Consider the following 20,411-nt stretch of genomic DNA (forward strand, 5'->3'; position numbering starts at 1 on the left):
AAGTTCCCCACGGTGTAGCAGATAAACTTTCAGCAGTAACCGTACCGCGCATCATCGTTTGTCGAGTCATAACCTCTGTAAAAATGAGACCCATGCCCCGACTGGCAATCGTAGCCAATATAAAAAGAACCACCAGCGCAATACTGATAAAAGCGAAGAAGCCTATAATCCCCTTTTTATATAGTTGTATATATTTACTCCAGTAAGAGCGTATGTTATTTCCCATACATTTATTATAGCATTATATTGTACAAAACTGATATGCCGGATACAACAATCCAGATGGACAGTAACAATACCTCATGTTAGGATATATGCATAGTATAGTATGTATAAGGAGATTGTCATGAAAGTAAAAAGAATGCTTACCATGCCTATGTTTAGCACTCAAAACGACAATCAGTACTACGCGGTATGGCATAATGAAACGCCTGGTTTCATCATGGACTTTAAGGGACTGAACGGAAATCCGTCCACCCTTACCTATGTAACCCACAATAATGAATCCATGCTTATTTCAACACTAATCTACGATCCTAATAAGATATCCGCCTCCCACGAGGAGTTATTGCGATATATCAGCCACGTAGACATTACACCGGATAAAAATATCCATATCGGCATTACCCGTCTATTACCGGAAATAGAATTATAATTACAAAAGCCCTGCACACAGTAATGAATATACCTTTTACAGATACTATTCAAAGCCGTGAACAGGGCTTTTATTTTTTATAATATTATACTAAGGAGTAGTATTGCAGAATTTATAAGATAATGTATGTAAACTTAAAAGTCTTATGCTTCTGCTTTCACGTTTTTACCGTATTTTACAAGGCTTTCAGCTTCAATTTCATCTTGAGTTCGATAGTCTTGTGGAATATTAGCTAAGCGAATCCAGCTGCGAATCGCTTCTACCAATACGATAAGAATCATGAGGAACATAGCCGCACTAAATGCTACTAGAACCCATTTACCAGCAGGAATATAGCTATTAAATACGTTTTCAAAATCTGCTGTAATAGCAACGATGGCCATTAGGATACATGGAATACCTGTTACCCAGGCATAGCGTTTGCGGCCAAGTCGCATGATCACTGTAGTACTTACAGCCAATGTCATAGTACCTAATAATTGGTTAGATACGCCGAATAGAGGCCAGATAATACCGATGTTACCTTGTAGAACTAGGTAACCCCATAAGATACAAATCAAAGCGGCACAACCATATACGCCAGGAGCCCAGTGTTGGTCGTTGAATTTAGGATGGAAATGACCTAATAATTCTTGAAGCAAGTAACGACCTACGCGAGTACCAGCATCGATCAAAGTCATAATGAACAAAGCTTCGAACATGATACAGAAGTGATACCAGTACCCCATCAAGTGATCCATATTAGGCAATCTAGAGAAGATATGAGCCATACCTACTGCTAAGGATACGGCGCCACCAGGACGGTGCATCAAGTCTTCCCCAACCATTGCAGACAATGCTGGCAATTCATGCACTTGAAGGCCTAACGCTTTGAAGGATTCTACTGTGGAGTTAATGGCAAAGTAATCATCTGGATGCAATGCAGTCGCTGCAATCAACGCCATCATAGCGATGAAGCCTTCTGTTAACATCGCACCATAACCGATAGGTAAAATTTCTCGTTCATTAGTAAGCATTTTAGGTGTTGTACCTGTGGCAATAACTGTATGGAAACCAGATAAAGCACCACATGCGATAGTAATGAAGATGTAAGGGAATACAGAACCTTTCAATACAGGACCGCCGCCCCAGATATATGGAGTAACAGCTGGCATTTGGATTTCAGGCATTACGATGATAATACCGAGAGCCAAGGCACCAATTGTACCAATTTTAAGGTATGTAGACAAATAATCACGAGGAGCGAGCAATAACCATACAGGCAATGCAGCTGCAAAGAAGCCATATACAGCAAGCATAATTTCAATGGTTTGCAAGTCGTATGTAAACCAAGATGCATATTCGCTAGCCGCGATGTTAGGACCGTAGATAATACCTATGAAGATTAATGCTACACCAATGATAGTAGCCTCTTGGATTTTACCAGGACGCAACCATTTCAAATAAATACCGATAAAAATAGCAATTGGAATTGTAGCAAACACGGAGAAGAAACCCCATGGAGAGTTATGCAATGCGTTTGCTACTACTACGGCCATACCAGCGAGGGTGATAACCAATAGGAACAAAGTAGCGAGCATAGCACCGAAACCAGCCAGTTTACTGATTTCTTCGCGAGCAATATCCGCAATAGACTTACCATCATAGCGAACGGAAGCGAACAAGATAACCATGTCATGTACAGCACCGGCTAATACGGAACCAATGAGAATCCATAAGGCACCAGGTAAATAGCCGAACTGGGCTGCAATAACAGGACCTACCAGTGGGCCTGCACCAGCAATCGCTGCAAAGTGATGACCAAAGGTTACCCATTTGTTGGTTGGCACGTAATCGTGACCATCATTGTGAGTCATAGCTGGCGTTGGACGATATTGATCCAAGGTCAGTACCTTAGCCGCTATGAAAGCCCCATAAAAGCGGTACGCTAAAATTAGAATACACGCGGAGGCAATAACTAAGTAAATACCATTCATAACCATATAAACACCTCCAGTAATCCCGTGACATGGAGTGTATGAATATTACTGATAAAACTTATGTATCCATGCCACAATGGCTTCCTAAAATGTTAGTACTTACAACTTCATTGTATAACTAATCAACAAGGTGTCAATTGTTAATTTCTCATTTTGAAAGTTAATTATAACTATAACGCATAATAAAAAGGCATTCTCTACCTATCAGAGAATGCCTTTACTATTTTATATTGCCAAATGTACGCAATAAATTTAGACCTACGACACCACTTTTTTCGGGATGGAATTGCATTCCATACACTCTACCACGTTCTACAATACCAGGTACATCGATACCATAATTTGCAGTAGATATGATATATTCAGGGTCTGTATCGACATAATAGGAATGGACGAAATATGTGTATTGATCATCTACATTGCTAAAAGCACTATCAGGGTGATGAACCACGTTCTTATTCCACCCCATATGAGGCACACTAAGACCAAGATCTCGAGGAATTTCTTTTACCTTACCAGGAATAAGACCTAAACCTGGAGTTGGACCATACTCCTCAGATTCTTCAAATAAAAGTTGCATCCCTAAACAAATACCTAATAAAGGTATTTCTCGTTTTACTACCTCATAGATGACATCAACTAAACCACGCTCTTTCAGAACAGCTATAGCCGATGCATATGCGCCTACACCTGGCAAGAGAACACCATCAGCGTTTAATATGGTCTCAGCATCTGCCGTTAGCACTGCATCAAGACCGATGTAGGCTAAGGCTTTCTGGACATTGAAGGTATTCCCTGCATCATAATCTATAATGGCAATCATAATAAACTCCATTCTATAAAATGAAATCCGATATCATAAAACAAATCTTAATAATATTTGTGATATATTCTATGTGAATTAATGCATAAATTCTTTTAATATCTGGCGCATAACATCCCCATCTTGAGGCATTGGAATCGTAAGGCGTAACCATCCTTCTCGTTGACCTCGGCGCACTTGGTAACCTGATTTGAGCCAAGCATCTGCAAGACCTTCCGCATCAGGCGATGCAAAGAAAATAAAATTAGCTTCGCTCTTATAGTAGTGAATGCCTAACTCATCAAAAAGGCTTTCCCATTTTGTTCGCTCTTCTGCATTTTGAGAGACCGTTCTCGCCAAGAATTCTTGATCATCGAAAGCGGCTTCTGCAGCCACTTGAGATAAGGTATTCAGATTGTACGGCAAGCGAATGGTTTGCATATAATTTGCTAATTCTAAAGGAGTCATCATATAGCCTACACGGTAGTTGGCAAGGCCATAAGCCTTAGAGAAAGTACGCATGATAGCCACATTAGGGAACTCATCCAATAGCGCACGTGCCGTAGGAACAGCTACGGAAGTGACAAAATCGATATAAGCCTCGTCTACGATGACCAAGGTATCCTTTGGTACAGCTGCTACAAATTTGCGGATATCTTCAACAGACTCATAGGTGCCCGTTGGGTTATTAGGATTACATATCCACACGAGGCGTGTCGTTTCATCTACAGCTTTCACAAGAGCAGAAAAATCATACTGCCCCGTTTCAAAATCAGCTGGCACCTCGCGAATCTCAGCACCTTCCACGAGGCCATTCAAGGCATATTCCGAAAAGGCTGGCACGCTTACTACGATGGAGTCACCAGCAGTAATCAATGTTTTATTGACCATGGCGATGACCTCATCTAGACCTACACCTATGACGAGTTGCTCAGGTTGCACCTGCCAGTAATTCGCTAATTTCATGCGCAAATCGGTGGCATTGCCATCTGGATAGTAGTTGGCATCATTATGTGTTACATAGCTAAGGATAGCCTCCCGTACCAATGGCGATGTGCCGTATGGATTTTCATTTGCCGACAAGCGCACTAATCTGTCGATACCAAGGCGCTCTTTCACCGCTGCGGCCGGCTCCTCAGGTATATAGGGTTTCAATGTGCGAATTATCTCTTTCATAGGCTATCCTTTCTATCTATTTTCTTAATGTATATAAACGCGTTTTACCTCATTTTGTGTTTATAAACTCGTCTTAACTCATATAAACGCATGGGTAATCGTAGGAACTCATAACGCGATGTACATCATAAATTTGTAATCTCTGGGCGATCCGTAGTCTTGCTCACTACCCCTTCGCGACTCGCCAGCTCAGCTTCAATGGCTTTGTAAGGAATGTTTTTCTCCGCTAATAACACGAGCAAGTGATATAACACATCTGCTGTTTCGTAAATCAGTTCTTGAGGATCATCATTTTTTGCGGCGATAACGACTTCCGTTGCCTCTTCCCCAACTTTTTTCAAGATTTTATCGAGTCCTTTGTCAAATAAATAATTCGTATAAGACCCTTCCTTTGGCTGTGCCTTACGGTTTTTAATAATTTCGTATAATTCGTTCAGTGTTTGCTGTGCCATAACTTACTCCGTTATACCTCTTATAATTTGCATTCTATTATGCTTATCTTATTCATTGCCATTGTGCTGATTTTATCGAATACTATGCCTCTACTTCATTAAAGAAACAGCTTGTACGCCCGGTATGACAGGCAGGACCTTCAGGCTTAACTTGAATGAGCAAGGTATCTCCATCACAATCTAGGGCCATACTCACCACATGCTGCACATTGCCGCTAGTCCCACCCTTATGCCATAACTCCTTACGAGATCGAGACCAAAACCACGTTTCCTTTGTTTCTAATGTTTTGTGAAAGCTTTCTTCGTTCATCCACGCCACCATGAGAACGTCCTTAGTCTCCGCATCTTGCACAACCGTTGGCAGTAAGCCATTCCCTTTTTCAAAATCTGGTTTCATATTTTAAATCCTTTGTTAAAAATAATTTGTATAGTCGCGTTATTCATCTACAAGGATACACAAATTACTAGGCTATACCCCAGTTACTACCAAGTAATATTCAGTAAACCGATTAGTTTATTTAATATTCGTACCATACTGTAACTATTTAAGTTGTAGTTATAGAAAATACTTCTATCTTACAGTAATTCCGTGAGCTCGTAATTCAGCTTTAAGATCAGGAATTTTAACTTCCCCAAAGTGGAATATAGATGCTGCCAGTGCACCGGTAACACCGGTTTGCTTAAAGAGATTTACAAAATCCTCAACCTTACCCGCACCTCCAGATGCGATGATAGGTACATTCACGACAGACTCTATGGCCTTATATAGTTCAATATCAAAACCAGATTTTGTACCATCTTTGTCCATGCTCGTCACCAGCAATTCCCCTGCTCCACGAGCTACGGCCTCTTTTGCCCAATCTAAAGCTTTCCATTCTGTACGCTTACGACCGCCGTGAGTATAGGCATACCATTCGCCAGTTTCTTCATCTGTTTTCACATCAATGGCTACCACCATACATTGATTACCAAACTTTTGAGCCCCTTCTGTGATGAGCTCAGGGTTAGCAAGAGCCGCAGAGTTCAAAGATACCTTGTCCGCACCAGCTTTAAGCAAAGCCGTCATATCATCAACACTCTTGATACCACCACCCACGGTAAGTGGCATAAATACTTGTGTGGAGATTTCTTGTACCACATCGCGCATAGTGGTCCGTGCATCAACGGTGGCCGTAATATCTAAAAATACCAGCTCATCTGCCTGTTGCTGTTCATAGGATGCCGCAATATCTACGGGACTGCCTACATCTACGAGATTAACAAAGTTAACCCCTTTTTTTACGCGCCCATCATCTACATCTAGGCAGGGAATAATCCGTTTCGCTAACATAAAGCTCCTTTCCATCGAGTGTCACTCAATATAATTCAGCTGTTACACCCAATACATTTCAACAGTTATACTCAACATATTTCATTGACTATACACAATATATTTATTGATTATGCACAATATTCCATTGGTTACAGCCAATAATTAATTTAAGAGCATCACAGTCATTTCTATTATTTCTGCTGATTGTACTCGCCGATTTCCTCTAGCGTAATCGTGCCCTCGTACAGAGCCTTACCAACAATACTATCCATAACGCCTTTTTGTTCTAGCGATTTAATATCCTCTAGATTACGAACGCCCCCAGAAGCAACGATGCGTGATGTAGGAAATTCTTTTTGCAAATTCCCAAGTAACTCTTCATTGGCGCCCTGCATCGTACCATCCCTGTCTACATCGGTAACGATAAAATATTTTGCGCCACCTTCAATCATGGCACCGATTAAATCGGTCATCGGCACGTCGGATTGGTCAAGCCAACCTTCAGCGGCAACTTTGCCATTTTTTCCATCTACACCAATAACGATGCGCTCCGCACCGTATTCAGCAATAACCTGCTTCGTAAGTTCCGGATTTTTAAGCGCTACAGATCCTAAGATAACCCGATCTAGGCCCAAACTCAAATAAAGGTCAACGGCCTCTTTATCGCGGATGCCGCCTCCAATTTCAAGGATGCCTGTGAAAGCTGCACGCACTGCTTTTACAATGTCTACATTTACAGGCTTGCCCGCCTTGGCACCATCTAAATCGACGAGGTGCAAGGCTCCCACTTTAGCCGCTTCATATTGTTTTGCTTGGGCCACTGGATCTGGATTGATGACCGTTTCCTGCGCGAAATCGCCTTTATACAAGCGAACACTGCGCCCATCTTGTAAATCTATAGCTGGAAAAATCATACATTCTCCTTTACTAAATAACGCCCTTTGTAGAGTTAACCCCTTGGATATCCGGATTAATAGTAACTGCTTTGCGCAATGCACGACCCATTGCCTTAAACATGCTTTCAATGATGTGATGTGTATTGCGACCATATAAATTAAGCACATGTAAGTTCATAGCGGCGCTCATAGCAAGAGCTTGGAAGAAATCCTCCACCAGCTCTGTTTCAAAGTTGCCACCTAGAACGGGTGTACTCCATTCCCCTTGGAAAACAAGGTACGGACGACCGCTCAAATCAATCACAACTTGCGTCAATGCTTCATCCATAGGAACCCACGCATCGCCGTAACGCTCGATGCCGGCCTTGTCGCCAAGGGCTTTTACCAAGGCCTGCCCTAAGGCAAGTCCAACGTCCTCAACTGTATGATGAGCATCCACATATGTATCGCCCTTTGCCTCTACCACAAGGCCAAAACGGCCGTGCTTCGCTAAGAGCGTCAACATATGGTCAAAGAAGCCAATTCCGGTCGAGATGGAGCTCGTTTGCGCCCCATCAAGGGTAATTTCTACTGTAATATCTGTTTCTTGAGTGGTGCGTTGCACCGTGCCTGTGCGTATCATAACGACCTCTATACTCCAAATCTATTTCTGTAATCTATATTTCCACTCTATATTTTAAATATTTATATAAATATAGATGCCAAATATATACCAAATCTATTTTCTAATATTTTTTATAAACTATTTTTCAAAGCGTACTTCAATGGCCCGAGCATGTGCTTCGAGCCCTTCCGTACGAGCCAATGTAGTAATGTGTTTTGCCACTTCTTCTAAACGTTCTTTTGTAAATTGTGTGAAAGACGTACGTTTCACGAAATCGTATACGCCGAGCGGAGACGAAAATCGCGCTGTACCGCTAGTAGGCAATACGTGGTTCGTACCACCCAAGTAATCGCCCAACGGTTCAGATGCATAAGCACCGAGGAATACGGAGCCCGCATTTTGAACAAGGCTCATGTAATTCATTGGATCTGGCAATTGGATTTCCAAATGCTCTGGAGCCACTTCGTTCATCACCGTAAACATGTCTTCAATGCTGTCCATAATGGCAATATAACTATTATTTTCAATAGCTGGACGAGCGATGCTTTCACGAGGTAACAGTTTAAGTTGACGTTCCACCTCATCGGATACGGCATTTGCTAACGTTTCACTAGTAGTCACCATAATAGCGCGTGCACGAGGATCATGCTCCGCTTGAGATAATAGGTCAGCCGCCAAGTGAACTGGATTAGCGCTGTCATCGGCGATAACACCGATTTCGCTGGGGCCCGCAATCATGTCGATATCAACTTGGCCGAATACTTGGCGTTTTGCAGTGGCTACGTAGATATTACCAGGGCCTACGATTTTATCTACCTTTGGAATGGTTTCCGTACCGTAAGCCAACGCCGCTACCCCTTGGGCACCGCCCACTTGGTACACCGCATCAACACCAGCCAGTTTTGCTGCACCAAGTACAGCAGGGTTAATACCCTCCTTTTGAGGAGGTGTCACCATGACGATTTCTTTTACCCCTGCGATTTTGGCTGGCAATGCAGTCATGATAATAGTAGATGGATACGCCGCTGTACCGCCAGGAACGTAGAGACCAACATGAGCCAAGGGAATGACCTTTTGACCGCGGATAATACCCGGTGTATCCATATCCACAAAACCTTGCTCAATTTCACGACTGTGGAATTCTGTAATGTTAGCCTTTGCCTTTAATAATGCGGCTTTCAAATCATCAGATAAAGATTCATAAGCGGCATCGATTTCCTCTTGAGGCACCTTGAAATCTTCGATGGATACGCCATCAAATTTTTCAGAATATGCTTTAAGTGCCGCATCACCATTTGTCCGAACATCAGCAATGATATCGTAAACGCGACGTTCAATTTCCATATCTGTAGTTTGTTGTGTATACTCACGTACGATACCGAGCATCGCCTCTAGTGATTCTTTATATATTTTCATCTGTCATCCTTCTTCCTACTTGAGCTATCAGTATCACTAGTTAAATCTATTATTCATTTTCTATTATTCATTCCATATATTAATAGTTTTATCTGCTATTGATCCTAAATCTTACTAGCTGGATATATGATTCACTCTACGTCTTATTTATTAATTGCTTCTGAAAGCTGATCAATAAGTTTAAAAATGGTGTTTCTCTTTTGTTTTAAAGCTAATGGATTGGCTACGAGACGTGTAGAAATTGGTTGCAACCAGTCGAAAATTTCTAAATTATTCTCACGCAAAGTAGTACCCGTTTCCGTAATATCTACGATAGCATCCGCTAATCCTACAAGTGGAGCCAGCTCAACGGAGCCTTCAATTTTAATGATTTCTACATCTTGAGCTCCAAAGTATTGTTTTGTAACAGTTGGATATTTCGTACCAATTCGTTGACGGCGACCTTCTTTAGGATCATAGCCCGCTAAGGATGCCAAAATAAATTGGCATTTACCCGTTTGTAAATCAAGCATTTCATAGCTCGTATCGTCTTGTTCATCTAGAACATCACTGCCGACGATACCGAGGTCCACAACGCCGTTTTTCAAATACGTCGTTACATCCGGCCCCTTTGCGAGGATGACCTCCATAAAATCACCCAAAGAAATAATAAGCTTACGTGCCTTATTATGTAATGGTTCACAATCTACGCCACATGCTTCTAGGAGTGGAATAAAATCCTTTTCTACGCGCCCCTTCGTAAGAGCGATACGCAGTTTATCGTTATCTTGCGCTTTGCTTTCACCTTGCAAAGTTACCTCGGTCAACACGTCAATGTTGAAAGCCATCCCAACGGCCGGCATCGGTGTACCATCAAAGCTAAATAACAGTCCATCATAACGACCACCACTGACGATATATTGAGACACGCCGTCCACATAACCTCTAAAGGTAATGCCTGTGTAATAAGATTGAGGCGGTTCTGTAGATACATCGATGCGAACCTGTTGCCCTGTTTGCTCCACTTGGTTTGCCATGTCTATGAGATTATCTAAAATGCGCTGCGCCGCTGCAGGCAAGATGATTTGGTTCAGCTCATCCTTGATATCTTGAACCGTACCAAATAAACGAGGCCATACATTGAGGAATGGGAACAACGCACTATTTTTAAAGTCGGAAATCAACTCGTTATAGCGCGGTAAATATTTAGTAAACAAAGCGTCTAATAGCGCTGTTCTTTCATCATCACTGAGCCCTAGCGCATCGGTGATAGCACGAGAGAAACGAGCATCACCAATTTCGAGCAACAGGCTACCACCTAGCTGAGTTTCATTTACCTCTTTAATGATCTTGAAGCACTCTTGCTCTGCCTCAATCCCATCATAGCCCACCATCTCGATACCACCTTGCGTCACTTGGTTCACATCGCCGCGGTGCTTTTTATTTTTCATAAACACATCGCCCAAGTAATAGAACGTGCGAGGCAATTCAATATTAGTAGTCGCCAAGAAACGACCGATAGGCATAGTCAAATCGGGACGAATTACGACGGATGCTTCAGAACTATCCATGAATTCGTACATATGCTGACCGCGCCCCATTGCATAACCATTGAATACATCTTTGTACTCTACGAGAGGCGTAGAGATCTTAGTGTACTGGCGGCTACGACATAGACCAAGCACATATTGACTCACATCATCCTTACGCTCCGCTACGATCCCTATATCATCACGGAAACCCGTAGGTAATTGCTGCTGTACCATCGTAAACATCCTTTCTATCAATTCATTTATATCATTTCTCATGTTTTTGAAAGCTATATATCATCTATATTAACCATTTAAGTTATATGACGGTTCAAGTCATCTAGCAATTCAGTTTATTATGAGAAAAAATTTACCTATATCGATACTTTTCTATTTTATTACTTTACTTTATTAAAGTATGAAATTATAATATAACGGTTCTATAGAATTGTCAATAGAACCGTCAATATTTCATATATTTACTACATATATCTATTTAATTACACCCTGATGTAGAAGATCTACATCATTATAAATCAAATTTCTTATTTCAAACTTATCATTTAGAGTAAAACAACCTTTTAGACCATTATAAGAAAAGACATAGCCATTCATGCTTTCACCATAAATAGAGACAACAGATATGGGCTCAACTACCACATCAATGGGTACTGCATAACGTCCTAGTTGATCGATTATAAACTTAGCTTGTGCTCTGTCACATGACAAGATTTGCCCCAAATCATATATGGCTTGATTTTTCTTCTCATTCCATTCATCATACTTCTTGCGTTGTCTAATATTATAGAGAATACCAATAAACATAATAAGGGTTAGGATTTTAAGTATTATCTCCATACGTTCTGTTCCTCACAAAGAAATTAAATTATCTAATTACTATTTGCACATAAAAAAGGCCTATACTTTTACCCACATGTTACATAGAACAGAGCCAAGTATAGACCTTCTGTAATTATCCCCAAACATTTTCTATATCCGCCACACTATGTGCATCAGATCCCAATACAAATGGCACCCCAATGATAGCCGCCATACCTTGAATAAAGCGGCTTGGGTACATTTCACGGCAGTCTGGTTTGAAGAAGCCGCTCATGTTGTAGTCTAGTTCACGACCTTGGACGCGCATAATATGCAAAATATCGCTCACCACCTGCGCATTGCGACGATCTAAATGGCGTTCAAACCCAAAATGATGTTGGTATTTCTTAATTAAATCAAAGTGACCAATGCGTTTAGGTGTATATTCACCGAGGTCCGCTCGCACGGCTTGGCGCACTGTGGAATAATACTTGTAATATAACTCATATTGTTTTTCAATCCACGGCCCGAAGCCTTTTTCAAATTCTTGAGGGCTGTAGTCTAAGCAGTAAAAGGCATTATTAACGCCTTCCATAAAGTGAACGGATAAAATATTATCATCCGTCAACGGACCATAGCGATCCAAGAACTCTTGAATATCTGATTCAAAGCCTGGAATATAATCGACTTCAAAGCCGAGAGATATATCGATATGTGTGCCATACGCACGTTGTAATTGACGGCCTAACTCTAAATAGGCATCAACTTGATTCAATTTCAAAGATGCTGTGTCATAGGCCTTTTTATCACCACCGTATTCAGCAGCAAAAGCTGTTGGCAATGGTGCATGCTCTGTGAGGCATACCTTTTCTATACGCAACTCGATGGCCTTTTCAATCATCATCGCAGTTCGGTCCCCACTACCATGTGGACACAATTCCGTATGTACATGACCGTCCACGAGACGGCTGCGATACTTACTGTATCCAACAAACTGCCTTTCGTCTTTCATATTCATTCAATCACCCCTATTCGCCCTACCCCTTGGCGAACCCTTATCTATCATCTGTATATTATTAATATATCGTATTTATATATCTAATTTATATATCTAATTTATATATCTTATTATTATCTACGTTTTATTATACCAATAATGCGTATGTTTCGGTATCCTGATATTTACCATGTTTGAATCCCACTTGCGGCGTTAACCCACAATAAGTAAATCCAAATCGTTCATGTAGCGCTGTGCTTGCCGCATTTCCTGCAGTAATGACAGATACCACTGTATGTAATGTTTCCGTTTCTTTCGCATGGTCTAATATATGAGCCATCAATTTAGACGCCACTCCTTTACCACGATAGTCTTGATGGATATAAATAGATAGCTCCACCGTACTTTTAAAAGCATCCTTCGTTCTATATGGTGAAAGCGACGCATAACCTACCACTACATTATCCATAAGGCCTACAAAAATACAATGCTCAGATGTTTGATGAACTGCATACCACTCCTGCCACTCTGGCAACGTGCGCGGTTCCAGATCTAGTGTGGCTACACCATTTACAACCTCGTAATTATAAATAGTTAAACAAGGAGATACATCATCAATTCTAGCACGACGAATATTTAAATTACTCATAGTAACTCTTCTTTCATAGATTACTAAATAGAACTCAATATAGATTTCTTTAACTTAAAATGCTCTGTTTTACCCACCTTTTGAACTTTAAGATGTTCACGTGGCATATGTTTAATACGTTCATACACGGTCTTTTTACTCTTACCTAAATTTTTCCATAATTCTTCTCTAGTAATTCCTGGTCCAATCATAAATAAAGATGTCTGTAATAAGATATAATATATATCTTGAACCAGTTCATCTGTAATTCCTTGATTAATAAAAAACTGATCTAATTGATCACAAGCATTACGTAATCGTTCTAACCGTGTATTAAGCAATTCACTTAAATTATCAACTGTATCAACTAAAAAAGTTAGAAACTGAATAATAAAAGGAGTCAAATCACCTCCGTTGCGTTCTGACGTAGTATTAACAAAGCTTTTATAATATTTAGAACGATTAGCCTTTATTAAAGCGGATAAACGCAAGGCTACCAATGGATGAAACTCCTTTGATAAATACGAAGAAGAAATATACCTATTCACACGGCCATTACCATCATAAAAAGGATGAATATAACCAAACATATAATGAAATACCGCCACACGAATTGGTAATTGTATCTCATCATTATTTAAAAACTCTAGTGCTATGGTCATAAGTTTGATGATTTGTGATTCCGGTGTAGTTCCTATATGAATCTCTCTATCATAACCATCATAAACTGAAACAGAGTCACGTCTAAAAATCGCTCCATCTAGTTTATTTTTCTCTTCAATTTCATTTGATACTAACTCATCATATAGAGCTCTAATATCTTCATTTATATAAAACTCTTTCTTCCCTGATGTATTTAATATATCTCTGTATTTTGAAACAATACTACTAAACCTTTTTACCTCAGCAATATTTGTATCAATAGCCTCTTGAATCTCTCTTCTACTACTGTGAACACCTTCAATATCATTACTAGCCTTGATTTCTTCTACCAAGAATGTGTTTAGTAAGTGAGGGTGCATAATTAACGGAACTTGCTTTAATAAATCTAAAAAAGCTGAATGTTTCCGCTCCAATTGGATCATTACATCAAGAATATCCTTATGATACATAAAAAAAGCAGAAAAACTCTTTTTTCTATTGATTTGTGCTATTGATATACTTATATGTTGCGTATTTTCAGATGCATATCGTGTATCAAGAATCTCTTGCCACTTTTCTTCGCATTTATAAAACACTTTATATAAAGGTTCATATGACATAGCTTTTCACCTTTCACAATCCATTAAAATGTAAAAATTGTAAATTTTACCTTTATACATCCAATATAACAAAACTGAGTGGTAAAAACAACGATTTTTACCACTCAGTTTATATATTTTGAAGTATATATAAGTAAAAAGCTCTTATTTTACTTATATACTTTCATCATATTTTTTTATAACTATTAGAACTAATATACTTCTATAAGATCAAAAGTAAACTCTTCCTTAATTTATAGAAAGATTAAACAACTAAGAATAAAAGTACTGTAATAGCAATTAAAGCACCAATCACACTATAGTCTATTCTCTTCAAGCCTACGGATGCAGCAAAACTGTGTGTAGGTCCACCGAAGCCACGTAGTTCCAATGATAACGCCATTGTTTCGGAGCGTCCCAAGGATTTTAGCAGTAATGGTTGGATAACAGATGCATAAGATTTTATGCGTTTAATGAAGTTACCTTCTAAAGACAAACCACGGCAAGCTTGAGCCTCTTGTACAGCATGGCTTTCAGCAATGAAATCAGGCACGAAGCGAAGTGCAGCAGTGAACATAAATGCATATTCATAAGGAATTCTGCATTGTGTTACGAGCGCTGCTGTAAGATCTTGCAATTTTGTAGTTGCCAACAGACAGATGAATACAAGTGTCATAGCAAGCATACGTAAGCCAGATACGATGGCAGATGTTACATCGCCGCTACCGATGAATTGGACGAGGCCAAGGAATACGGCAAAGCTAGTCAATGCCAATACGGCTTTGTGTTGTTTAAATAGCAAACCAGCAACAAACAATACACCGAGTTCTACAACGACTAATAGCAAAAGAGATATCCAGTCGCGCAACAGGATGGCCCACACGGATACGACGAGGGTCATCAAGATTTTTGTTAACGGTACTAAACGTTCCATATGTCCCTCCTATTTTCCGCTCAACTGAGCCACTAACTTAGATTTCAATTCATCCATGGATTTGCAATAGCCCAAGGATGGTACCGCTAGTGAAAGCTCTACACTTGGCGGTTTCGTAAGGCCTAAATCTTGCAATTCATCAGTGGATTTTCTAAACAATTCCTCTGGATTGCCATCAAAGGCTACGGTTTGGTTGCCCATGATGATAGCACGGCTACATTCGCTAGCCATGATTTCCATATCATGAGTAATGAGAAGGATCGTGATGCCTTCTGCATTGAGCTGGCGCAATAATGCTAGTAGCTCTTTTGTTTCCTTACCATCTTGACCACTGGTTGGCTCATCGAGGATGAGGATTTTAGACTTCATAGCCAACGCGGAAGCAATGGCTACGCGTTGCTTTTCACCACGGCGCAAGGTCGGAGGGTATGCTTCACGCAAGTGAGCAATACCTGTACGTTTCAATACTTCATCAACGATGCGTTTCACTTCGGATTTAGTGCGACCCAAAGACTCAGGCCCAAAGGCAACCTCAGTGGCTACAGTCGGTCTAAACATTTGACGATCTGGCTGTTGGAATACATAGCCGATAAATTGCCCCCGTTTAGACGGCGGCATGGACGTAATGTCTCTACCGTTATAATACATGCGGCCTTCGCTAGCCTTTTCGAGGCCTACGAGCAAACGAGTTATGGTAGTTTTACCGCAACCATTACGACCACCGATGGCGATATATTCGCCTCCTTCGATGGTGAAAGTCACGTCTCGGAAAATATCTACGGATGGCACATAGCCAAAGCGGATGTTTTCAACCTTAAGCATGAGCGCCACCGTCCTTTCCTGGTACATCATCAACACGTTGAATAGGTTGTTTTTCTACAGTCGTAGTATTTGTTTGATTTACTGTGGAGTTGCTTTTACCATGCACTTCAGTTTGAATAGCGTGAGCCATTTCAATTTGATGCAAGCCCTTAATAGCAGACTCGATGCTGAGCCAAGGTTCATCGCTGTGGAAGCCCGCTTGTTCCAGTTCCATGTATGTGGTGAACACGGATGGCAATGCATCAACGTGAATATTGTGTTCATACATATAACGAAGCGTAGTAGGTACATCATCGTCACAAGCGATAGAGCCATCCACCATGAGGGCCATGCGGTTTGCATACGGCAATACAGCATGCAAGTCATGGTCGATAACGACAACGGTGATACCGTGTTTTTGGTTCAAGTCACCTACGAGGCGATATAATTCAGCGGTCCCATCTGGATCGAGGGAGCTAGTCGGTTCATCAAGAACAAGTACGGTTGGGTTCGTAGCCAATACGGAAGCGATAGCCAAACGTTGGCGTTGACCACCAGATAAACTTGTAATCTTACGGTCTTCTAATCCCACAAGGCCAACTTGTTCAAACACCTCTTGAGAACGAGAGGTAATCGTTTCACGGTCGTAACCACGATTTTCCATGGCAAAGGCCACTTCTTCACGAACCGTCATCGTTACGAGCTGTGTATCGTAATCGGCCAGAACTACACCGATATGGTTCGCTAGTTCTGGAATTTCCATTTGCGTGGTCGCTTGGCCATCTACAAAGACCATACCTTCTAGGCGACCACCATAGAATTTAGGCACCGCACCTACCATCGCCATGCAAAGGGTACTTTTACCACAACCTGCAGGACCAGTTACCACTAAGAAGTCACCATCATGTACATCGAGATTGATGTTTTCAAGAGATGGCGTGGTCGCCTTAGGATGGTAGTAATTTACGTGCTCAATAGAAATCTTAGCTTGGCGCTCAGGTAAGATCGTCAAGTGACTATGATCGGAGCCCAATTCCTCTGCACTTGGCAACATGCCCCGTTTAGAAAATAAACGTTGCGCCGGAATGTATAAAATCGGCGTAATGGCACCGTTCAAAGCGCCTACGATAAGAACCATTGGCCACATACCGTACATATACACATTATCTGGCAAACCCAGAACTTGCCACAAAATGGTAACGAAGATACCACCAGATACAACGGTCGCCAAGAATCCAGATAGGATTGGTGTCAAATCAAAGCCCCCAATTTTACGGAACTTCATGGACAGCATAGCGCGCGTCACGAGAGCAGCCGTCAAAGCACCACCTGGTTCGGACAACAAGTTGCCGTAAGGGAATGCGGACTTCGACGTCAATACGTTGATAAGGGCTGCTACTAGGCCAATCCCCAAAGTTTGACTCAAACTAGGACGAGTCAATAAAATGGCTACGCAGTACGTAGCAATCGTCCAGTTCGGCGTCACCCCAGCCACACTAGGGCTCACCAAATGCAAAATCGTGCCCAATGCGAGCATCAATGTGCTGACAGTAACCCATCTAAACTGGCCACCCTGCACATGCGTGTACACAAGATCTTGAATCCGTTCCATAATAGCCTCATTTCTATAAAAATATATATGGATTTATTTTATCATTCTTCGAGAATTTGTGAAAGCCTAGACAGCATCAGCACAGTATATGGAACTCATATCGCACTTTTTTGTCATATACTTATGATATAATGCATACAAATACTTATACTCAAAGAGTATTAACATTAATTTTGAAAGCTAAGATAATAAATCTTAAAATATTACCTAATTAATATATTTCATATAGTCTACAAAGAAGGTTCCTCATGGCACAGGCATTAATCGTAATCGATATACAAGAAGGTTTAGTTAACGAAAACCCTTACGATGCAAAAAAGCTTATCACAAATACAAAAGCAATCATTCAACATTTCAGAAATCAAAATATAGAAGTAATTTTTATCAGACACTCTGAAGATGAAGGTTTATTAGCAACAGGCAGTGATAATTGGCAAAATCGATTTGCGCAGCTAAAAACAACAAAAGAAATTTTAAGCATCAATTAAATTATGAAAATCTTATAAAGATTTCTATAATTTTTCTCACCTATTTGTCATATATGTATGTTAAAATTTCATCAAATATTTATGCCCGAACATAGGAGGTCTTTTTTATGTATAAGTATATTACGATTTTAGGAGCTGCGGGCCAAATAGCTCAAAAGTTGACTGCTACACTATTAACATATACAGATATGCACATTACATTATATGGTCGTCAGTTGAAAACACGTATACCTCCAGAGATTATCGACCATGAACGTGTTACAGTGATTGAAGGTTCTTTTCAAAACCCTGCTAAGTTAGAACAAGCTGTAACAAATGCGGAGGTTGTATTTGTAGGTTCTATGGAATCCGGCAGTGATATGGCGTCCATCGTGAAAGCATTGAGCCGTAAAAATGTACGCCGTGTTATCGGCGTTTCCATGGCTGGCCTTTCTGGTGAATTCCCTGTAGCACTTGAAAAATGGACCTTCGATAACTTGCCTATTAGCTATGTTCAAGGTGAGCGTCAAGCTCGTAACGTATTGTGCGAATCCAATTTAAATTACACTATCTTGCGCCTCACATGGCTTTATAATGATCCGGAAAAAACCGATTACGAACTCATCCCTGAAGGGGCTCAATTCAACGATGCCCAAGTTTCACGCGAAGCTGTGGTAAAAGCCATCTTTGATATCTTACATGCTGCGGATGAAACTCCTTTCCACCGCACAAGCATCGGCGTAGGTGAGCCAGGTACACACTTCGATAAACCAAGCTTTCACTAATATATAACTATAATTAACAATAAAGGCCGAATAGACTATGAAAATAGATAAAAGCTACAGTAATACAATAAATATTAACGATAATACAACTAATATTTTACAAGCTAAGATAGATATATTATCTGCTCTTGTAGAAGGCCAAAATGATATCATTCAAGGACGTATTCTATCTTTAGAGAAATCCTTTGATAGTATAGACCAAATGTTAGATAAAATATAAATAGTATAATATATTAATTCTATAATAATAAGGTATATCCAAAATTTAAGAGTACATTTTTACTCATGTAACATAGATTTTGGATATACCTTTTTTATTCCTACATTTTATAGATATTTATATAGATAAACTCGCGTATTTACGCTATACTAATAAATAATTAGTATATACTATAGGTATGTGAAAGCAAATGCCTCTTTGATTATCAATTATATTTATATATGCGACTTATCGTATAAAATACCCTAAGTTTTATGTATAAAAATAAATGATGGTCATTTTTAGTCCCAGTTAGGGCAGGGGTGAATCAAGGAGTTATTATGAATCGCATTGTTGTTATTGGCAGTTGTAACATGGATATTGTAGTCCTCGCGGACAAACGCCCTACTGCAGGCGAAACAATTATGGGCAACGAATTACACATCGCCCACGGTGGCAAAGGTGCAAACCAAGCGGTAGCAGCTGCTCGATTAGGTGCAGAGGTTACCATGGTTGGTTGCATCGGTCAAGATGCTTACGGCCAAATGATTGTAGATAATCTAAAAGAAAATCATATCAATACGGACTACATCGTTACTGTACCTGATACTACAACGGGAACAGCACATATCACATTGGCTGAAGGCGACAATAGCATCATTGTTATTTCTGGCGCTAATGCAAAGGTAGATAATACTGTAGTGGATAATGCTTGGTCAGCTATCGAGCAAGCGGATCTCGTAATGGTTCAAAACGAGATTCCTATTCCAACAATCGAATACATCATTCGTCGTTGTCACGAGGCTAATGTGAAAGTTCTCTTAAATCCGGCTCCAGCGGCAGACCTCAATCCTGAGTGGTTAGCATTGGCAACCTATATTACGCCAAACGAACATGAGCTTTCAGCGCTTTATCCTAATCAATCTACAGAAGAAACATTGTTAGCTAACGAAAATAAAATCATCGTTACCCTCGGTAGCAAAGGCGTAGGCTACGCCGACAACGGTAACATTCACACCGTATCCGGTTTAAAGGTGAAACCCGTAGATACGACAGGTGCAGGCGATACATTCAACGGTGCCTTTGCAACGGCTATTGTCAATGGTAAAAGCTTAGCCGACGCTCTAC

General features: G+C 40.5%; 22 protein-coding genes and 1 pseudogene. 5 read left to right on the forward strand and 18 right to left on the reverse strand.

What is annotated here, in order from left to right; translation table 11 throughout:
• Positions 1-226 (reverse strand): annotated as a pseudogene (locus Q0507_RS09770) (membrane biogenesis protein AsmA); the annotation flags it as partial.
• Positions 227-346: 120 nt separating this feature from the next.
• Here Q0507_RS09770 and Q0507_RS06245 point away from each other — a divergent pair.
• Positions 347-655 (forward strand): hypothetical protein, encoded by a 309-nt coding sequence (locus tag Q0507_RS06245; protein WP_298713954.1) that lies wholly within the window; start codon positions 347-349, stop codon positions 653-655.
• Positions 656-798: 143 nt separating this feature from the next.
• Here the strand turns inward: Q0507_RS06245 and Q0507_RS06250 are convergent, their stop codons facing one another.
• The 17 genes from Q0507_RS06250 to Q0507_RS06330 form a co-directional block, all read right to left on the reverse strand.
• Positions 799-2,637, reverse strand: coding sequence for a carbon starvation protein A (locus Q0507_RS06250; protein ID WP_298713957.1), 1,839 nt, complete (start codon positions 2,635-2,637; stop codon positions 799-801).
• Positions 2,638-2,854: 217 nt separating this feature from the next.
• On the reverse strand, positions 2,855-3,457 hold the full coding sequence (gene hisH, locus Q0507_RS06255; protein ID WP_298713960.1) for an imidazole glycerol phosphate synthase subunit HisH: 603 nt from the start codon (positions 3,455-3,457) through the stop codon (positions 2,855-2,857).
• Between the two features lie 78 nt (positions 3,458-3,535).
• Positions 3,536-4,612 (reverse strand): histidinol-phosphate transaminase, encoded by a 1,077-nt coding sequence (gene hisC / locus Q0507_RS06260; RefSeq protein WP_298713963.1) that lies wholly within the window; start codon positions 4,610-4,612, stop codon positions 3,536-3,538.
• Positions 4,613-4,737: 125 nt separating this feature from the next.
• A complete protein-coding gene (gene hisE / locus Q0507_RS06265; protein ID WP_298713965.1) occupies positions 4,738-5,064 on the reverse strand; it encodes a phosphoribosyl-ATP diphosphatase in 327 nt (108 codons plus the stop codon).
• A gap of 82 nt (positions 5,065-5,146) precedes the next feature.
• Entirely contained in the window at positions 5,147-5,461 is a 315-nt protein-coding gene (gene hisI, locus Q0507_RS06270; protein WP_278606731.1) for a phosphoribosyl-AMP cyclohydrolase, read from the reverse strand.
• Between the two features lie 174 nt (positions 5,462-5,635).
• The gene (gene hisF / locus Q0507_RS06275) at positions 5,636-6,394 is read right to left on the reverse strand and encodes an imidazole glycerol phosphate synthase subunit HisF (protein ID WP_298713975.1); all 759 of its coding nucleotides are present in this window, start codon (positions 6,392-6,394) and stop codon (positions 5,636-5,638) included.
• A gap of 173 nt (positions 6,395-6,567) precedes the next feature.
• Positions 6,568-7,290: a 1-(5-phosphoribosyl)-5-[(5-phosphoribosylamino)methylideneamino]imidazole-4-carboxamide isomerase gene (hisA, locus tag Q0507_RS06280; RefSeq protein WP_298713978.1), complete on the reverse strand. Its 723-nt coding sequence runs from the start codon at positions 7,288-7,290 to the stop codon at positions 6,568-6,570.
• Positions 7,291-7,303: 13 nt separating this feature from the next.
• Positions 7,304-7,894 (reverse strand): imidazoleglycerol-phosphate dehydratase HisB, encoded by a 591-nt coding sequence (hisB, locus tag Q0507_RS06285; protein WP_298713981.1) that lies wholly within the window; start codon positions 7,892-7,894, stop codon positions 7,304-7,306.
• A gap of 120 nt (positions 7,895-8,014) precedes the next feature.
• Positions 8,015-9,292, reverse strand: coding sequence for a histidinol dehydrogenase (gene hisD / locus Q0507_RS06290; protein WP_298713984.1), 1,278 nt, complete (start codon positions 9,290-9,292; stop codon positions 8,015-8,017).
• A gap of 143 nt (positions 9,293-9,435) precedes the next feature.
• The gene (hisG, locus tag Q0507_RS06295) at positions 9,436-11,037 is read right to left on the reverse strand and encodes an ATP phosphoribosyltransferase (RefSeq protein WP_298713987.1); all 1,602 of its coding nucleotides are present in this window, start codon (positions 11,035-11,037) and stop codon (positions 9,436-9,438) included.
• Positions 11,038-11,292: 255 nt separating this feature from the next.
• The gene (locus tag Q0507_RS06300) at positions 11,293-11,658 is read right to left on the reverse strand and encodes a hypothetical protein (protein WP_298713989.1); all 366 of its coding nucleotides are present in this window, start codon (positions 11,656-11,658) and stop codon (positions 11,293-11,295) included.
• Between the two features lie 115 nt (positions 11,659-11,773).
• The gene (gene hisJ / locus Q0507_RS06305) at positions 11,774-12,637 is read right to left on the reverse strand and encodes a histidinol-phosphatase HisJ (protein ID WP_298713992.1); all 864 of its coding nucleotides are present in this window, start codon (positions 12,635-12,637) and stop codon (positions 11,774-11,776) included.
• A 127-nt stretch (positions 12,638-12,764) separates the two neighbouring features.
• The gene (locus Q0507_RS06310; RefSeq protein WP_298713995.1) at positions 12,765-13,265 is read right to left on the reverse strand and encodes a GNAT family N-acetyltransferase; all 501 of its coding nucleotides are present in this window, start codon (positions 13,263-13,265) and stop codon (positions 12,765-12,767) included.
• Positions 13,266-13,288: 23 nt separating this feature from the next.
• Positions 13,289-14,506 (reverse strand): Fic family protein, encoded by a 1,218-nt coding sequence (locus tag Q0507_RS06315; RefSeq protein ID WP_298713998.1) that lies wholly within the window; start codon positions 14,504-14,506, stop codon positions 13,289-13,291.
• A gap of 244 nt (positions 14,507-14,750) precedes the next feature.
• Positions 14,751-15,419, reverse strand: a complete 669-nt coding sequence (locus Q0507_RS06320; RefSeq protein ID WP_298714001.1) for an energy-coupling factor transporter transmembrane protein EcfT — start codon at positions 15,417-15,419, stop codon at positions 14,751-14,753.
• 9 nt (positions 15,420-15,428) lie between these two features.
• Positions 15,429-16,241 carry an energy-coupling factor ABC transporter ATP-binding protein gene (locus Q0507_RS06325; protein ID WP_298714004.1) on the reverse strand — a complete coding sequence of 271 codons (813 nt, stop codon included), beginning with the start codon at positions 16,239-16,241 and terminating at the stop codon, positions 15,429-15,431.
• A complete protein-coding gene (locus Q0507_RS06330; RefSeq protein ID WP_298714008.1) occupies positions 16,234-17,832 on the reverse strand; it encodes a tryptophan transporter in 1,599 nt (532 codons plus the stop codon). Before Q0507_RS06330 ends, Q0507_RS06325 begins: the two co-directional genes overlap by 8 nt.
• Positions 17,833-18,080: 248 nt before the next feature.
• On the opposite strand from Q0507_RS06330, the gene Q0507_RS06335 reads away from it, so the two are divergent.
• From Q0507_RS06335 to rbsK, 4 genes are all read left to right on the forward strand, one after another.
• Positions 18,081-18,320 carry an isochorismatase family protein gene (locus Q0507_RS06335; RefSeq protein WP_298714010.1) on the forward strand — a complete coding sequence of 80 codons (240 nt, stop codon included), beginning with the start codon at positions 18,081-18,083 and terminating at the stop codon, positions 18,318-18,320.
• Between the two features lie 107 nt (positions 18,321-18,427).
• On the forward strand, positions 18,428-19,084 hold the full coding sequence (locus tag Q0507_RS06340; protein ID WP_298714013.1) for an NAD(P)H-binding protein: 657 nt from the start codon (positions 18,428-18,430) through the stop codon (positions 19,082-19,084).
• A 37-nt stretch (positions 19,085-19,121) separates the two neighbouring features.
• Positions 19,122-19,304: an antitoxin PHD gene (locus Q0507_RS06345; protein WP_298714016.1), complete on the forward strand. Its 183-nt coding sequence runs from the start codon at positions 19,122-19,124 to the stop codon at positions 19,302-19,304.
• A gap of 320 nt (positions 19,305-19,624) precedes the next feature.
• On the forward strand, positions 19,625-20,411 hold a 787-nt coding region (rbsK, locus tag Q0507_RS06350; RefSeq protein ID WP_298714019.1), incomplete at its 3' end, for a ribokinase.

The organism is uncultured Veillonella sp., assembly GCF_938010505.1.
Classification (GTDB): domain Bacteria; phylum Bacillota; class Negativicutes; order Veillonellales; family Veillonellaceae; genus Veillonella.

Coding starts and splice junctions, on each gene's coding strand:
- Q0507_RS06245 (WP_298713954.1), top strand. CDS start 347: ATGAAAGTAAAAAGAATGCTTACCATGCCTATGTTTAGCACTCAAAAC.
- Q0507_RS06250 (WP_298713957.1), bottom strand. CDS start 2,637: ATGGTTATGAATGGTATTTACTTAGTTATTGCCTCCGCGTGTATTCTA.
- hisH (WP_298713960.1), bottom strand. CDS start 3,457: ATGATTGCCATTATAGATTATGATGCAGGGAATACCTTCAATGTCCAG.
- hisC (WP_298713963.1), bottom strand. CDS start 4,612: ATGAAAGAGATAATTCGCACATTGAAACCCTATATACCTGAGGAGCCG.
- hisE (WP_298713965.1), bottom strand. CDS start 5,064: ATGGCACAGCAAACACTGAACGAATTATACGAAATTATTAAAAACCGT.
- hisI (WP_278606731.1), bottom strand. CDS start 5,461: ATGAAACCAGATTTTGAAAAAGGGAATGGCTTACTGCCAACGGTTGTG.
- hisF (WP_298713975.1), bottom strand. CDS start 6,394: ATGTTAGCGAAACGGATTATTCCCTGCCTAGATGTAGATGATGGGCGC.
- hisA (WP_298713978.1), bottom strand. CDS start 7,290: ATGATTTTTCCAGCTATAGATTTACAAGATGGGCGCAGTGTTCGCTTG.
- hisB (WP_298713981.1), bottom strand. CDS start 7,894: ATGATACGCACAGGCACGGTGCAACGCACCACTCAAGAAACAGATATT.
- hisD (WP_298713984.1), bottom strand. CDS start 9,292: ATGAAAATATATAAAGAATCACTAGAGGCGATGCTCGGTATCGTACGT.
- hisG (WP_298713987.1), bottom strand. CDS start 11,037: ATGGTACAGCAGCAATTACCTACGGGTTTCCGTGATGATATAGGGATC.
- Q0507_RS06300 (WP_298713989.1), bottom strand. CDS start 11,658: ATGGAGATAATACTTAAAATCCTAACCCTTATTATGTTTATTGGTATT.
- hisJ (WP_298713992.1), bottom strand. CDS start 12,637: ATGAATATGAAAGACGAAAGGCAGTTTGTTGGATACAGTAAGTATCGC.
- Q0507_RS06310 (WP_298713995.1), bottom strand. CDS start 13,265: ATGAGTAATTTAAATATTCGTCGTGCTAGAATTGATGATGTATCTCCT.
- Q0507_RS06315 (WP_298713998.1), bottom strand. CDS start 14,506: ATGTCATATGAACCTTTATATAAAGTGTTTTATAAATGCGAAGAAAAG.
- Q0507_RS06320 (WP_298714001.1), bottom strand. CDS start 15,419: ATGGAACGTTTAGTACCGTTAACAAAAATCTTGATGACCCTCGTCGTA.
- Q0507_RS06325 (WP_298714004.1), bottom strand. CDS start 16,241: ATGCTTAAGGTTGAAAACATCCGCTTTGGCTATGTGCCATCCGTAGAT.
- Q0507_RS06330 (WP_298714008.1), bottom strand. CDS start 17,832: ATGGAACGGATTCAAGATCTTGTGTACACGCATGTGCAGGGTGGCCAG.
- Q0507_RS06335 (WP_298714010.1), top strand. CDS start 18,081: ATGGCACAGGCATTAATCGTAATCGATATACAAGAAGGTTTAGTTAAC.
- Q0507_RS06340 (WP_298714013.1), top strand. CDS start 18,428: ATGTATAAGTATATTACGATTTTAGGAGCTGCGGGCCAAATAGCTCAA.
- Q0507_RS06345 (WP_298714016.1), top strand. CDS start 19,122: ATGAAAATAGATAAAAGCTACAGTAATACAATAAATATTAACGATAAT.